The organism is Agromyces lapidis (assembly GCF_009749405.1).
In the GTDB taxonomy this organism is placed as follows: Bacteria; Actinomycetota; Actinomycetes; order Actinomycetales; family Microbacteriaceae; genus Agromyces; species Agromyces lapidis.
This window is the reverse complement of sequence record NZ_WBIQ01000001.1, coordinates 228545-241943: the sequence shown is the minus strand read 5'-3', so window position 1 is coordinate 241943 and position 13399 is coordinate 228545. Positions and strand designations below refer to the sequence as shown.

At 71.3% G+C, this 13399-nt stretch carries 11 protein-coding genes; 8 read left to right on the top strand and 3 right to left on the bottom strand.

What is annotated here, in order from left to right; all coding sequences use genetic code 11:
- Positions 1–14: 14 nt before the first annotated feature.
- A complete protein-coding gene (locus GQQ93_RS01110; RefSeq protein ID WP_246192052.1) occupies positions 15–1445 on the bottom strand; it encodes a glyceraldehyde-3-phosphate dehydrogenase in 1431 nt (476 codons plus the stop codon).
- A gap of 269 nt (positions 1446–1714) precedes the next feature.
- On the opposite strand from GQQ93_RS01110, the gene GQQ93_RS01105 reads away from it, so the two are divergent.
- Positions 1715–2800, top strand: a complete 1086-nt coding sequence (locus GQQ93_RS01105; protein ID WP_170296086.1) for a VanZ family protein — start codon at positions 1715–1717, stop codon at positions 2798–2800.
- Here the strand turns inward: GQQ93_RS01105 and GQQ93_RS01100 are convergent.
- Positions 2773–3078, bottom strand: a complete 306-nt coding sequence (locus tag GQQ93_RS01100; RefSeq protein WP_157422373.1) for a hypothetical protein — start codon at positions 3076–3078, stop codon at positions 2773–2775. The two genes, GQQ93_RS01105 and GQQ93_RS01100, sit on opposite strands and share 28 nt — an antisense overlap.
- A 116-nt stretch (positions 3079–3194) precedes the next feature.
- Here GQQ93_RS01100 and GQQ93_RS01095 point away from each other — a divergent pair, with 116 nt between their 5' ends.
- Both GQQ93_RS01095 and GQQ93_RS01090 read left to right on the top strand, forming a co-directional pair.
- Positions 3195–4400: a metallophosphoesterase family protein gene (locus tag GQQ93_RS01095; RefSeq protein WP_170296085.1), complete on the top strand. Its 1206-nt coding sequence runs from the start codon at positions 3195–3197 to the stop codon at positions 4398–4400.
- 190 nt (positions 4401–4590) lie between these two features.
- Positions 4591–6270 carry a thiamine pyrophosphate-binding protein gene (locus GQQ93_RS01090; RefSeq protein ID WP_157422372.1) on the top strand — a complete coding sequence of 560 codons (1680 nt, stop codon included), beginning with the start codon at positions 4591–4593 and terminating at the stop codon, positions 6268–6270.
- A 67-nt stretch (positions 6271–6337) separates the two neighbouring features.
- Here the strand turns inward: GQQ93_RS01090 and GQQ93_RS01085 are convergent, their stop codons facing one another.
- Positions 6338–7723, bottom strand: a complete 1386-nt coding sequence (locus tag GQQ93_RS01085) for an MFS transporter (RefSeq protein ID WP_157422371.1) — start codon at positions 7721–7723, stop codon at positions 6338–6340.
- A 172-nt stretch (positions 7724–7895) separates the two neighbouring features.
- Between GQQ93_RS01085 and hpaH the strand changes: the two genes are divergently transcribed.
- From hpaH to hpaE, 5 genes are all read left to right on the top strand, one after another.
- Positions 7896–8681 (top strand): 2-oxo-hept-4-ene-1,7-dioate hydratase, encoded by a 786-nt coding sequence (hpaH, locus tag GQQ93_RS01080; RefSeq protein ID WP_157422370.1) that lies wholly within the window; start codon positions 7896–7898, stop codon positions 8679–8681.
- Positions 8666–9508, top strand: coding sequence for an HpcH/HpaI aldolase family protein (locus tag GQQ93_RS01075; protein ID WP_157422369.1), 843 nt, complete (start codon positions 8666–8668; stop codon positions 9506–9508). Before hpaH ends, GQQ93_RS01075 begins: the two co-directional genes overlap by 16 nt.
- Before the next feature lie 160 nt (positions 9509–9668).
- Positions 9669–11192 carry a fumarylacetoacetate hydrolase family protein gene (locus tag GQQ93_RS01070; RefSeq protein ID WP_157422368.1) on the top strand — a complete coding sequence of 508 codons (1524 nt, stop codon included), beginning with the start codon at positions 9669–9671 and terminating at the stop codon, positions 11190–11192.
- Positions 11189–11857, top strand: a complete 669-nt coding sequence (locus GQQ93_RS01065) for a GntR family transcriptional regulator (RefSeq protein ID WP_157422367.1) — start codon at positions 11189–11191, stop codon at positions 11855–11857. The genes GQQ93_RS01070 and GQQ93_RS01065 overlap by 4 nt, the downstream gene beginning before the upstream one ends.
- 42 nt (positions 11858–11899) lie before the next feature.
- Positions 11900–13393: a 5-carboxymethyl-2-hydroxymuconate semialdehyde dehydrogenase gene (gene hpaE / locus GQQ93_RS01060; protein ID WP_157422366.1), complete on the top strand. Its 1494-nt coding sequence runs from the start codon at positions 11900–11902 to the stop codon at positions 13391–13393.
- Positions 13394–13399 lie beyond the last annotated feature (6 nt).

Here is a 13399-nt window from a genome sequence, read left to right as displayed (position 1 = left end):
TTCTGCAAGCGAGCTCAGGCGACCGGCTCGGGCTCGCGCGCGAGCACGACGGGCTGGCGCTCGGGCAGCACGACGGGGTGGGTGCCCGCCATCGCCTCGATGACCCGCACGACCTGGCATGAGTAGCCGTACTCGTTGTCGTACCAGACGTAGAGCACGGCGTCGGTGCCGTCGGCGATGGTCGCGAGACCGTCGACGATGCCGGCGCGGTTCGAGCCGACGAAGTCGGTCGAGACCACCTCGGGCGACTCGATGTAGTCGATCTGCTGGCGCAGCGGCGAGGTGAGCGAGGTCTGGCGCAGGAACTTGTTGAGTTCGGCCTTCGTCGCGGGGCGCTCGAACTGCAGGTTGAGGATCGCGAGCGACACGTCGGGCGTGGGCACTCGGATCGCGGAACCGGTGAGCTTGCCCTCGAGCGCGGGCAGCGCCTTCGACACGGCCTTCGCGGCGCCCGTCTCGGCGATGACCATGTTGAGCACCGCCGAGCGGCCGCGGCGGTCGCCCTTGTGGAAGTTGTCGATGAGGTTCTGGTCGTTGGTGAACGAGTGCACCGTCTCGACGTGACCGCGCACGACGCCGTACGCGTCGTCGACGGCCTTCAGCACCGGGGTGATCGCGTTCGTGGTGCAGGAGGCGGCCGACAGGATGCGGTCGGCGGCCGTGATGTCGTCGGTGTTGATGCCGTGCACGATGTTCTTGATCGCGCCCTTGCCCGGGGCGGTGAGGAGCACCCGTGCGACGCCCTTCGACTGCAGGTGCTGGCTGAGGCCGGCCTCGTCGCGCCAGCGGCCCGTGTTGTCGACGACGATCGCGTTGTCGATGCCGTAGGCGGTGTAGTCGATCGTGGCCGGGTCGTCGGAGTAGATGACCTGGATCAGCGTGCCGTTCGCGAGGATCGTGTTCGCCGCTTCGTCGACCTCGATGGTGCCGGCGAAGGGGCCGTGCACCGAGTCGCGGCGGAGCAGGCTCGCGCGCTTCACGAGGTCGTTCTCGGCACCCTTGCGCACGACGACGGCACGCAGCCGCAGGCCCTGGCCGCCGCCCGTGTGCGCGATGAGGATGCGGGCGAGGAGCCGCCCGATGCGGCCGAAGCCGTAGAGCACCACGTCGGTGCCGGATGCCTCGGGGGCTCCCGCCTCGGCGATGACCGGGGCCAGCTCGGCGCGCACGAAGTCGACGAGCTCGCGCGCGTCGCCCTCGCCGACGGCGTCGGCGTAGCGGCTCACGATGCGGGCGACGTCGACCGAGGCGGGGCCGGGCGCGATCTCGCGCAGCACCTCGAGCACGCGCATGGTGTCGACGAGGTCGAGCTCGACGTCACCGGCCTGGCGGGCGAAGCGGTGCGCCTTCAGCAGTTCGACCGCTGAACGGTTGATGAGCCGTCGTCCGTGGATCGACGTCACCACCCCGTGGTCTCGGTACAGGCCGCCGATCAGCGGAATCATCCGCTCGGCGAGCTCTTCCTTGGCGATCCATTCGGCACGGCGGGCGTCGAACTCGTGGCTCACGTTCTTCCTTCTCGGCCGAGCGGACGTGGGCGTCGTCGACCAGGGTCGTGCGACCGCGTCTGCCGGTGGGCAGCGCTGGCCGCATTCTTTCCGGGGATGTCTCGATCATACCTAGACATTCATTCGAGGTTGTTGTACGTCACGTCGAACGGATGCGCCGAAGCGGGACGGCGCGGCGACGGCGCGGGTCCGTAGACTGCTGTCACGTGGATCGCATCATGCCGGGAGTCATCGCCGTCGTCTTCGGCACCGTCGCACTCACCGTCGTGTTCGTGCCGCTCGTGGCCCTGAGCTACCGTCGGCACGGCGGCTTCTCGACGGCGCGGTTCCTCGCATGGATCGCGCTCGGCTTCTACCTGCTCGGGCTCTGGGCTTACACCCTGCTGCCCCTGCCCGACTCCGACTTCGCGTGCGCGGGCGTCGTGCTCGACCCGTTCGCCGAGATCGCCGACATCGTGCGGCTGCAGTCGGAGGACGGCGGCTCGCTGCTGCGCAACGTCGCGTTCCAGCAGCTGGTGCTGAACATCGTGCTGTTCGTGCCGCTCGGCTTCTTCGTGCGCGCGCTGTTCGACCGCGGCGTCGTCGTCGCGACGATCGCAGGTGCGCTCGTCTCGCTCGGGATCGAGCTCACCCAGCTCACCGGCGTCTGGGGGCTCTATCCCTGCGCATATCGCCTGTTCGACACGGGCGACCTCATGACCAACACGATCGGCGCGGTGCTGGGCTCGCTCGCGGCCCTCGCCGTGCTCAGGCGCGGTCGCGGGTCGGCGAGGCAGGATGCCACGACCGGCGCCGTCTCGGTCGGACGCCGGCTGCTGGCGATGACGGCCGATCTCGTCGTGCTCTGGGTGGGATCGGTCACCCTGTCGGTGCTCGCGAACACCGCGCTCCTCCTGCTCGTCGGACGGGAGACGGTGCTCGAGGCCTCGAATGCGGTGTCGCTCGCCGCGACCCTCCTCATGATCGCGGCGCAGGCGGTCTCCGTCTTCGCCGGCGGGGTCACCCTCGGCGAGCGCGCCGTGCTGATCGGCGCCGTCGAGACTCGACGCCCCCGCGCGCTCTGGCGACTCGTGCGGTTCGCCGCCGGGGTCGGCGGATACGGGCTGCTGCAGCTCCTCCCCGAGCCTTGGAGCCTCCTCGCGAATGTGCTCGCGGTGGCGAGCCTCGTCGTCGCGTTCACGAGTCGGGGCCACCGCGGTCTCGCGCAGGCCGCGGCCGGCATGGAGGCACGCGCGCGGGTGCCCGAGGCTCCCGCCGACGACGTTCAGCCGACCCGGACGCCCTCGACGTAGGAGATCTCCTTCGACGCGATGCGCTCGGGAAGGCCCTCGAACACGGCCGCACGCTCGGGCGAGACGACGTAGGCCGCCTCGACGCGCTCGAACTCGGCCCGGTCACCGGGCACGCTGACCGCCCACACGAACTCGTTCGCCTCGGGCACGCCGTAGGCGAACTCCACCTCGAAGCCCGTCGCGCGGCGCACCGGGGGCATCTTCTCCTCGAACCACGAGACGAACGCCTCGTACTCTCCGGGAACGATCTGGTAGCGGCGCAGCTGCACGGTCTTCATGCATCCATCATGCCGTGGCGGCACGGGGCGTCCGTTCACCCGCAGGTCGCACCCGAGACATCCGGCCGCCCTACCGTCGCACCGGCGAACGTCGCCCGACGAAGAGGAGACCTGACATGCCCGACCGACTTCCCGTGAGCCGCCGTGCCGTGATCACCGCCGGAGCGCTCGGCGCCGTCGGCGCCGCGCTGCCCGTCGGCGCCGCGAACGCGGCACCCGCGACCCCGCGCCGCTCGCCCGCGGGCAGCCCGCGCGCGAACGGCCCGAAGCTGCGCTTCCACGGCGACGGCACCTTCAAGGTGGTGCAGTTCAACGACACCCAGGACGACGAGCGCACCGACCGCCGCACGGTCGAGCTGATCGAGAAGACGCTCGACCAGGAGCAGCCCGACTTCGTGCTCATCAACGGCGACGTCATCACAGGCGGCTGCGAGACCCGCCTCGCCGTGAAGCAGGCCATCAACAACGTCGTCTGGCCGATGGAGAGCCGGCAGATCCCGTGGGCGGTCACCTACGGCAACCACGACGAGGACTCGCTGCCGCAGTCGGGCGTCGACGAGGCCGGGATGCTCGAGTTCTACCGCTCGTACGACTACAACATGAACGCCGCGAACATCGCGGGCGTCACCGGCACGGGCAACACGATCGTGCCGGTCGCCTCCTCGGCGAAGAAGAACCGCGACGCCTTCGCGCTGTGGCTGCTCGACTCGGGCCGCTACGCACCGGGCTCGATCAACGGGCAGGACTTCGCGGGCTACCCGACCTGGGACTGGCTGCGCATGGACCAGGTCGCCTGGTACCGCGAGGAGTCGCAGCAGCTCGAGCAGAAGCTCGGGCGGAAGCTCCCGGGTCTCATGTTCATCCACATCGCGCTGTGGGAGCACCGGTTCATGTGGTGGGGCGGCGTCGACACCCGCGGCGCGGCCGACGCCGCGCGCGGCAAGGCCCGCCACGGCATCGTCGGCGAGCGCAACGAGGACGAGTGCCCCGGCCCCATCAACTCGGGCATGTACAACGCGATCCTCGAGCGCGGCGACGTCAAGGGCGTCTTCGTCGGCCACGACCACGTGAACGACTACGTCGGCGACTACTACGGCGTGCTGCTCGGCTACGCCCCCGGCACGGGCTTCGGCGCCTACGGGCTGCCGGGCGCCGCGCGCAACCGCATGCGCGGCGGCCGCGTCTTCGAGCTCACCGAGGCCGGCGACGACGTGACGGTCGCCACCCGCGTGGTCTACGCCCGCGACCTCGGCATCGACCTCACCGCGAACGACCAGCCGATGGAGCCGACGCCGCTGGCCCCGAAGCAGGAGCGGATCTGAGTGCAGGGGCGGGGCCCGTTCGCGTGATGCGGACGGGCCCCGCCCTCGTCGTATACTCGACCTCGTCCAGGCGTGCAGCGATCAGCGATCGACACCGCGCCGGTGCTCGAAAAATGGGCACGAAGCGGGCCCCTGCCGCGAGACACATACGGAATCCACCTCATCCGTCATCGTCTCGAAAGGCTTCGCCATGCCCGCACCCTCGAACACCACCGTCGCCGCCCACGTCGCGCGCACCCTCGCCGCCCACGTCGACCACGTCTTCGGCGTGATGGGCAACGGCAACGCCTACTTCCTCGACGCGCTCGAACGCGAGACGGATGCCGCGTTCACCGCGGTGCGGCACGAGGCGGGCGGCGTCGTGGCCGCCGACGCGCACTATCGCGCCTCGAAGCGGCTCGCGGCCGCCACCTCGACCTACGGTGCGGGCTTCACGAACACGCTGACCTCGCTCGCCGAGGCGGCGCAGGCCCGCGTGCCGCTCGTGCTCGTCGTCGGCGACGAGCCCACCTCGGGCCGTCGCCCGTGGGACGTCGACCAGATCGCCCTCGCGTCGGCGGTCGGCGCGCGCACCTACACGGTCGGGCGCACGGATGCCTCGGCCACGACGGTCATCGCGATCGAGCACGCGCTGAGCTACCGCGTGCCGGTCGTACTGGCACTGCCCTACGACGTCGCCGCGGCCGAGGCCGGGGCGTTCGTCGAGGCGCCCGCACCGCGGCATCCCGCACCGCTCACGCCCACCGGCGAGTTCTCGACGGGCGTGCTCACCGAGCTCGTCGCCGCCCTCGCGGGCGCGAGCCGGCCGTTCCTGCTCGCGGGCCGCGGCGCCTGGCTCGCCGACGCGGGCGAGGCGCTCGGCGAGCTCGCCACGGCGACCGGTGCGATCACCGCGTCGACGGCGCTCGGCCGGGGCGTCTTCCCCGACTCGCGCCACGACCTCGGCGTGACGGGCGGATTCGGCGCCGAGGGCGCGATGGAGCTCGTGCGCGAGGCCGACGTCGCGGTCGTGTTCGGCGCCTCGCTCAACCAGTTCACGATGCGATTCGGCGACCTCTTCGCGCCGGGCACCCGGGTGTTCCAGGTCGACGTCGCCCCGGCCGCGACGCACCCGCACGTCGGCGGCTACCTCCGTGGCGACGCCGCGGTCGTGGCTCGCGCGCTCGTCGCCGAGCTCGCCGGGACCGGTGCCACCCCGTCGGGCTGGCGCGAGCGCGTCGACGTGGCGGCGCTTCGCGCCTACCCCGCGCCCGAGCGTGCCGACGGGCTCGCCGACGACGGCCGCCTCGACCCGCGCGCCGTCGCGCTGCGGGTCGCCGAGCTCCTCCCCGAAGACCGGGTCGTCGTCTCGGACGGCGGCCACTTCATCGGCTGGGCGAACATGTACTGGCCGGTGGCCTCGCCCGACCGCATGATGATGGTCGGCACGGCGTTCCAGTCGATCGGCCAGGGGTTCCCGAGCGTCGCGGGGGCCGCCGCGGCCAAGCCCGACTCGACCATCGTGCTGACGAGCGGCGACGGCGGCGGCCTGATGGCCCTCGCCGACCTCGAGACCGCGGTGCGCACCGCGGGCGGGCGCGGCGTCGCCGTGATCTGGAACGACGCGGCCTACGGCGCCGAGGTGAACCTCTACGGGCTCAAGGGCCTCGCCGAGGCGCCGATGCTCATTCCCGAGGCCGACTTCGCCGCGGCTGCGGCCGCGTTCGGCGCCGAGGGCATCGTCGTGCGCAGGCTCGGCGACCTCGACGCGCTCGCGGCCTGGGCCGCACGCCCCGCCACGGAGCGCCCCTTCCTCCTCCTCGACTGCCGCATCTCGGGCACGGTGATCGCGCCGTACCAGGAGGAGATCATCCGGGTGAACTCCCGCTGAGCCGGGGGCCGGAGACGCCGAACGGCGCCCCGCCCGGACGGGCGGGGCGCCGTTCGGCGGTTCGGGCTCAGCGCATGCCGTAGATCGCCCCGCGCGACTGCTCGGCCTCGTGGTCGGGACCGAGCGGAATGCCGGTGCGGTCGCGCAGCAGCAGCGTGGCTGCGAAGGCGACGACCATGACGCCCGCGATGTAGAACGCCACGGAGGTCGCGGTGCCCGTCTCCTGCACGAGCCAGGTCGCGATCATCGGGGCGAACGCGCCGCCGAGGATGGCGCCGATCGCGTAGGTGATCGAGACGCCCGAGTAGCGGATCGAGGCGGGGAAGAGCTCGGTGAAGTACGCGGCCTGCTGCCCGTAGGTGAAGCCGTTGCCGATGGCGAAGAGCGAGACGCCGAGGAAGAGCAGCCACGGGTTGCCGGTGTTCACGAGCGGGAAGAGCAGGAACACGGTCGCGAGGAACGCGATCCAGCCGATGATGTACGTGTTGCGGCGGCCGATCCGGTCGGAGACGATGCCGGCCGCGAAGGTGCAGACGAGCCAGACGATCGAGGCGCCGGCGACCGCGAGCAGCACCGGGGTGCGCTCCATGCCGACGAGTCCCCCGTCTTCGACCGGCGTGGTGGCGTAGTTCTGCAGGTAGCCGCCGGTGGTCATGTAGCCCGCGGCGTTGTTGCCGGCGAAGGTGAGCGCGGCGAGCAGCACGAGCAGCCAGTGCTTGCGGAAGAGGGTGAGGATCGGGGTCCTCGCCTCCTCCTTCTTCGCGGCGATCTCCTTGAAGACGGGGCTTTCGTCGACTGCACGGCGCACGATGATGCCGACGACGATGAGCACGAAGCTCAGGAGGAACGGCACGCGCCATCCCCACTCGAGGAAGGCATCACCGGGAGAGATCACGCCGGTCATGAGCGCGAGCACGCCCGAGGCGAGGAGGAGGCCGATCGGCACGCCGATCTGCGGGAAGGCGCCGTACCGTCCGCGCTCGCCGTCGGGGGCGTGCTCGACGGCCATCAGCACCGCGCCGCCCCACTCGCCGCCGGTCGAGAGCCCCTGCAGGATGCGCAGGAGCAGGAGCATGACCGGCGCGGCCATGCCGACCTGCTCGTAGGTCGGCAGGAAGCCGATGAGGGTCGTCGCCGCCCCCATCAGGATCAGCGTGACGACGAGCATGGCCTTGCGGCCGATCTTGTCGCCGAAGTGGCCGGCGAGGAAGGCGCCGAGCGGACGGAAGAGGAAGCTGACGCCGACCGTCGCGAACGAGAGGATCGTCGCGAACTCGGCGCCGGCAGGGGCGAAGAAGAGCGACCCGAAGACGAGTCCGGCGGCGCTGGCGTACAGGAAGAAGTCGTACCACTCGATGGTGGTGCCGATCACGGTGGCGAAGGCGACGCGCTTGAGCTCGCGGCGCTTCGCGGCGTCGACGGGCGACGGGGCGGGGAGGGTTTGTGCGGTCATGCGGCGACTCCTCTGTCGAGTCCGCGGTCAGGGGGATCCGCCCGGGCCGGCTGCTCCACCCCGAACGTGTCTCGAATCATATACGATTTCAGATACCACGCAAGCGGCGTCCCGCCCCTCCCTGAAGCGGTGACTACGATCTCCAGTGGACCCTCGATGAAGTGGAGCGCCTGTGCTTGACCAGCCTGTGATCGACGCGATCGCCGACGAACTCGTCGCCGCCGACCGCGACCGCACGACCGTGCCCCTGCTCACCGCTCGGCACCCCGGCATGAGCGTCGACGACGCCTACGCCGTGCAGCGCGTGTGGGCCGATCGCCGCATCGCCGCCGGCGCCCGGCTCGTCGGTCGCAAGATCGGACTCACCTCGAAGGTGATGCAGGTGGCCACCGGCATCACCGAGCCCGACTACGGCGTGATCCTCGACGACATGGTGATCGAGTCGGGGGCGTCCGTCGAGTTCGACCGCTTCTCGAACGTGCGCATCGAGGTCGAACTCGCCTTCGTGCTCGCGAAACCCCTGCAGGGGCCGAACACCACGATCTTCGACGTGCTCGACGCAACCGCCTACGTGGTGCCGGCCCTCGAGATCCTGAACTCGCACATCGAGATGCAGGGCCGCACGATCGTCGACACCATCAGCGACAACGCCGCCATGGGCGCGATGGTGCTCGGCGGGCGACCGGTGAAGGCCGATGCCGTCGACCTGCGCTGGGTCTCGGCCCTGCTCTCGCGCAACCAGACGATCGAGGAGTCGGGGGTCGCCGCGGCCGTGCTCGGCCACCCCGCGATGGGCGTCGCCTGGCTCGCCAACAAGCTCGCCCACCACGGGCAGTCGCTCGGCGCCGGCGAGATCATCCTCGCCGGCTCCTTCACCCGCCCCATGTGGGTCGAGCGCGGCGACACCGTGCACGCCGACTACGGACAGCTCGGGACGATCTCATGCCGATTCGAATGAACCTCCCCGCGACCTTCGCCGAACGCATCGCGACGGCCGACCGCCCGCAGATCGGCATGTGGGTGTGCTCGGCGAGCCCGCTCGTCGCCGAGATCGCGGCCGGCAGCGGCCTCGACTGGGTGCTCATCGACGCCGAGCACTCCCCCAACGACCTGCAGACGATCCTGCAGCAGCTCTACGCGGTCTCGGCCTACCCCGTCGCGCCGGTCGTGCGCCCCCCGATCGGCGACCCCGTCCTGATCAAGCAGTACCTCGACCTCGGGGTGCAGAACCTCCTCGTGCCGATGGTGCACTCGGCCGCGCAGGCCGTCGAGCTCGTGCGGGCGGTGCGCTACCCCGACGGCGACGTCGACGGCGGCGTCCGAGGGGTCGGCGCCGCGCTCGCGCGCTCGTCGCGCTGGAACCGCGTCGAGGGCTACCTCGGCCGCGCCTCGTCGTCGATCAGCCTCATCGTGCAGATCGAGTCGGCCGCCGCAGTCGACGCCGCGGGCGAGATCGCCGCAGTCGACGGCGTCGACGCGGTCTTCATCGGTCCCGCCGACCTCGCCGCCTCGATGGGGCTCGTCGGGCAGCCCGGACACCCCGACGTCGTCGCCGCGGTGCTCAGCGCGATCCGTGCCGCGACCGACGCCGGCACGCCCGTCGGCGTCAACGCCTTCGTGCCGGCCGACGCCGAACGATACCTCGAGGCGGGGGCGTCGTTCGTCGCCGTGGGCGCCGACGTCGCGCTGCTCGCCCGCGCCTCCGAGGCGCTCGCCGAGCGCTTCATCGGCTCGCGCACCGACGGGCCGGATGCCACGGGCCCCGCGCCGCGCACGAGCTACTGAACCACGAGGCATCCCACCTGCACCGTTTCAGGAATTCGGAGGCCGCTCAGGACGGTTCCGCCGGAATCGTCCTGAGCAGACGCCCTTCTCCTGAGACCCGGCACTTCACAAGGGCTGCTGAATCGTATATGATTTCTGATATCACGAGACGAGGACGTCAATGACCATCGCTGGCATCGCCACTCCCGGCAAGATCATCGCCGTGCACCTCAACTACCCGTCGAGGGCCGCACAGCGCGGGCGCACGCCCGCCCAGCCGAGCTACTTCTTCAAGCCCGCCTCCTCGCTCGCCGGCACCGGCGGCACGATCGAGCGCCCTGCGGGCACCGAGCTGCTCGCCTTCGAGGGCGAGATCGCGATCGTCATCGGCGAGCGCGCCCGCCACGTCTCGCCCGCCGACGGCTGGTCGCACATCGCCCAGGTCACCGCGGCGAACGACTTCGGGCTCTACGACCTGCGCGCCGCCGACAAGGGCTCGAATGTGCGCAACAAGGGCGGCGACGGCTTCACCCCGCTCGGCCCCGTCGCGCTCCCCGCGAGCATCGCCGGCGAAGACGGGTGGCGCGTGCGCACCTGGGTCAACGGCGCGCTCGTGCAGGAGGACACCAGCGACACCCTGCTCTTCCCCTTCGGCCGGCTCGTCGCCGACCTCTCGCAGCACCTCACGCTCGAGCCCGGCGACGTGATCCTCACCGGCACCCCCGCCGGCTCCTCGGTCGTCGTGCCGGGCGACGTCGTCGAGGTCGAGGTCGACGCCCCCGGCGCCCCCGGCGCCCCGAGCACCGGCCGGCTCGTCACGACCGTGACCCAGGGCGACGTGCCCTTCGGCGACTTCGGCACCAAGCCCGCGATCGACGACGCCCAGCGCATCGAGGCCTGGGGCAGCGAACCCGAGCACGCCGCCGCGGTCGCCGCAGGGCTCGCGAGCCCGCTCGACGCCCCGCCCGCCGCGAACGACGCGTCCGCCGCGACCGGCGCCGAGCCCGTGGCATCCGGGCCGGTGCTGACCGACGAGGTGCGCGAGCAGCTCGGCCGCTCGGCCGTCGCGACCATCTCGGCCGCGCTGCGCAAGCGCGGCTACCACGACGTCTTCATCGAGGGCGTGTTCGCGAACCACGCCGGCGACCGAATCGTCGGCACCGCGAAGACGCTCCGCTTCATCCCGTTCCGCCCCGACCTGTTCAAGGAGTACGGCGGCGGATTCAACGCGCAGAAACGCGCCTTCGACACCGTCGAGCCCGGCGAGGTGCTCGTCGTCGAGGCCCGCGGCGAGCGCGGCACCGGCACCGTGGGCGACGTGCTCGCGCTGCGCGCCCAGGTGCGCGGCGCCGCCGGCATCGTGACCGACGGCGGCGTGCGCGACTTCGACGCCGTCGCCGGGTTCGAGATCCCCGTGTTCAGCCAGGGGCCCCATCCGAGCGTGCTCGGCCGGCGTCATGTGCCGTGGGAGACCGACGTGACCGTCGCGTGCGGCGGCGCGGCCGTGCAGCCCGGCGACGTGATCGTCGGCGACGGCGACGGCGTGCTCGTCATCCCCGCGGCGATCGCCGCCGAGGTCGCCGCCGAGGCCGCCGCGCAGGAGGACGAGGACGCCTGGGTCGCCGAGCAGGTCGCCGCCGGGTCATCCGTCGACGGGCTGTTCCCCATGAACGCCGCGTGGCGCGCACGCTACGAGTCGCGATGAACGCCGAATCGAAGTCGCAGCGCGCCTACGGGTTCATCCGCGAGCGCATCGACGACGGGCGCTACGTGCCCGGCTACCGGCTCGTGCTCGGCTCGATCGCCGGCGAGCTCGAGGTCAGCGTCGTGCCCGTGCGCGAGGCGATCCGCCGCCTCGAGGCCGAGGGGCTCGTCACCTTCGAGCGCAACGTGGGCGCGCAGGTCGCGCTGATCAAGGAGACCGAGTACCTGCACACGATGCAGACGCTCGCCCTCGTCGAGGGGGCCGCGACGGCGCTGTCGGCGCCGACGCTCACCGCCGAGCAGCTCGCGCGCGCCCGCGCGGTGAACGAACGGATGCGCCGCACCCTCGACGACTTCGAGCCGCACCGCTTCACCGAGCTCAACCTCGAGTTCCACGCCGTGCTCTTCGAGGAGTGCCCGAACCCGCACATCCTCGACCTCGTGCACCGCGGCTGGAACCGCATGAAGGTGCTCCGCGACTCGTCGTTCAGCTTCGTGCCCGGAAGGGCGCACGAATCCGTCGCCGAGCACGAGCGCATCCTCGAGCTCATCGAGTCGGGCGCCCCGCCGCTCGAGGTCGAGCTCGCCGCCCGCGCCCACCGCACCGCCACGCTCGACGCCGTGCTCGCCTACCAGGCGGAGCACAAGCATCCGGCGACCGCCTGACCGACTCAGTACCCCTGACCACCGCAGAACGGAAGAACCACGATGACCGCGTACACCCCCGAGGGGCTGCCCGACCGCATCCGCCACTACATCGACGGCGAGTTCGTCGACTCGATCGACGGCGACACCTTCGAGGTGCTGAACCCCGTCACCAACGAGACCTACGTGCACGCCGCGGCCGGCAAGAAGGCCGACATCGAGCGCGCCGTCGCCGCCGCCCGTCGCGCGTTCACCGAGGGCCGGTGGCCGCGCATGCTCCCGCGCGAGCGCAGCCGGGTGCTGCACAAGATCGCCGACATCGTCGAGTCGCGCGACGCGCGCCTCGCCGAGCTCGAGTCGTTCGACTCGGGCCTGCCGATCACGCAGGCGCTCGGCCAGGCCCGTCGTGCCGCCGAGAACTTCCGCTTCTTCGCCGACCTCATCGTCGCCCAGTCCGACGACGCCTTCAAGGTGCCCGGCAAGCAGATGAACTACGTGAACCGCAAGCCGATCGGCGTCGCCGGGCTCATCACCCCGTGGAACACCCCGTTCATGCTGGAGTCGTGGAAGCTCGGCCCCGCGCTCGCCACCGGCAACACCGTGGTGCTGAAGCCCGCCGAGTTCACGCCGCTCTCGGCGTCGCTCTGGGCCGGCATCTTCGAGGAGGCGGGCCTGCCGAAGGGCGTCTTCAACCTCGTCAACGGCCTCGGCGAGGACGCGGGCGACGCGCTCGTGAAGCACCCCGACGTGCCGCTCATCTCGTTCACGGGCGAGTCGAGCACCGGCCAGCTGATCTTCGGCAACGCCGCCCCGTACCTCAAGGGCCTCTCGATGGAGCTCGGCGGCAAGAGCCCGGCCGTCGTCTTCGCCGACGCCGACCTCGACACGGCGATCGACGCGACCATCTTCGGCGTGTTCTCGCTGAACGGCGAGCGCTGCACCGCGGGCTCGCGCATCCTCGTCGAGCGCCCGGTCTACGACGAGTTCGTCGAGCGCTACGCCGCCCAGGCGAAGCGGGTCAAGGTCGGCCACCCGCACGACCCCGCGACCGAGGTCGGCGCGCTCGTGCACCCCGAGCACTACGACAAGGTGATGAGCTACGTCGAGCTCGGCAAGACCGAGGGCCGGCTCGTCGCCGGCGGCGGGCGCCCCGAGGGCTTCCCGACCGGCAACTACGTCGCCCCCACGGTGTTCGCGGATGTCGCGCCCGACGCCCGGATCTTCCAGGAGGAGATCTTCGGGCCCGTCGTCGCGATCACGCCGTTCGACACCGAGGAGGAGGCGCTCGCCCTCGCGAACGACACGAAGTACGGCCTCGCCGCCTACATCTGGACGAACGACCTCAAGCGCGCCCACAACTTCGCCCAGTCGGTCGAGGCAGGCATGGTGTGGCTCAACTCGAACAACGTGCGCGACCTGCGCACCCCGTTCGGCGGCGTCAAGGCCTCCGGCCTCGGCCACGAGGGCGGCTACCGCTCGATCGACTTCTACACCGACCAGCAGAGCGTGCACATCACGCTCGGCGCACCGCACAACCCGACCTTCGGCAAGGCCTGAGGCCGA

Bases quoted from the DNA above. Each gene is read 5' to 3' on its own strand.
- GQQ93_RS01065 (WP_157422367.1), top strand. From the start codon at position 11,189: ATGAACGCCGAATCGAAGTCGCAGCGCGCCTACGGGTTCATCCGCGAG.
- GQQ93_RS01070 (WP_157422368.1), top strand. From the start codon at position 9,669: ATGACCATCGCTGGCATCGCCACTCCCGGCAAGATCATCGCCGTGCAC.
- GQQ93_RS01075 (WP_157422369.1), top strand. From the start codon at position 8,666: ATGCCGATTCGAATGAACCTCCCCGCGACCTTCGCCGAACGCATCGCG.
- GQQ93_RS01090 (WP_157422372.1), top strand. From the start codon at position 4,591: ATGCCCGCACCCTCGAACACCACCGTCGCCGCCCACGTCGCGCGCACC.
- GQQ93_RS01085 (WP_157422371.1), bottom strand. From the start codon at position 7,723: ATGACCGCACAAACCCTCCCCGCCCCGTCGCCCGTCGACGCCGCGAAG.
- GQQ93_RS01095 (WP_170296085.1), top strand. From the start codon at position 3,195: ATGCCCGACCGACTTCCCGTGAGCCGCCGTGCCGTGATCACCGCCGGA.
- GQQ93_RS01100 (WP_157422373.1), bottom strand. From the start codon at position 3,078: ATGAAGACCGTGCAGCTGCGCCGCTACCAGATCGTTCCCGGAGAGTAC.
- GQQ93_RS01110 (WP_246192052.1), bottom strand. From the start codon at position 1,445: ATGATTCCGCTGATCGGCGGCCTGTACCGAGACCACGGGGTGGTGACG.
- hpaE (WP_157422366.1), top strand. From the start codon at position 11,900: ATGACCGCGTACACCCCCGAGGGGCTGCCCGACCGCATCCGCCACTAC.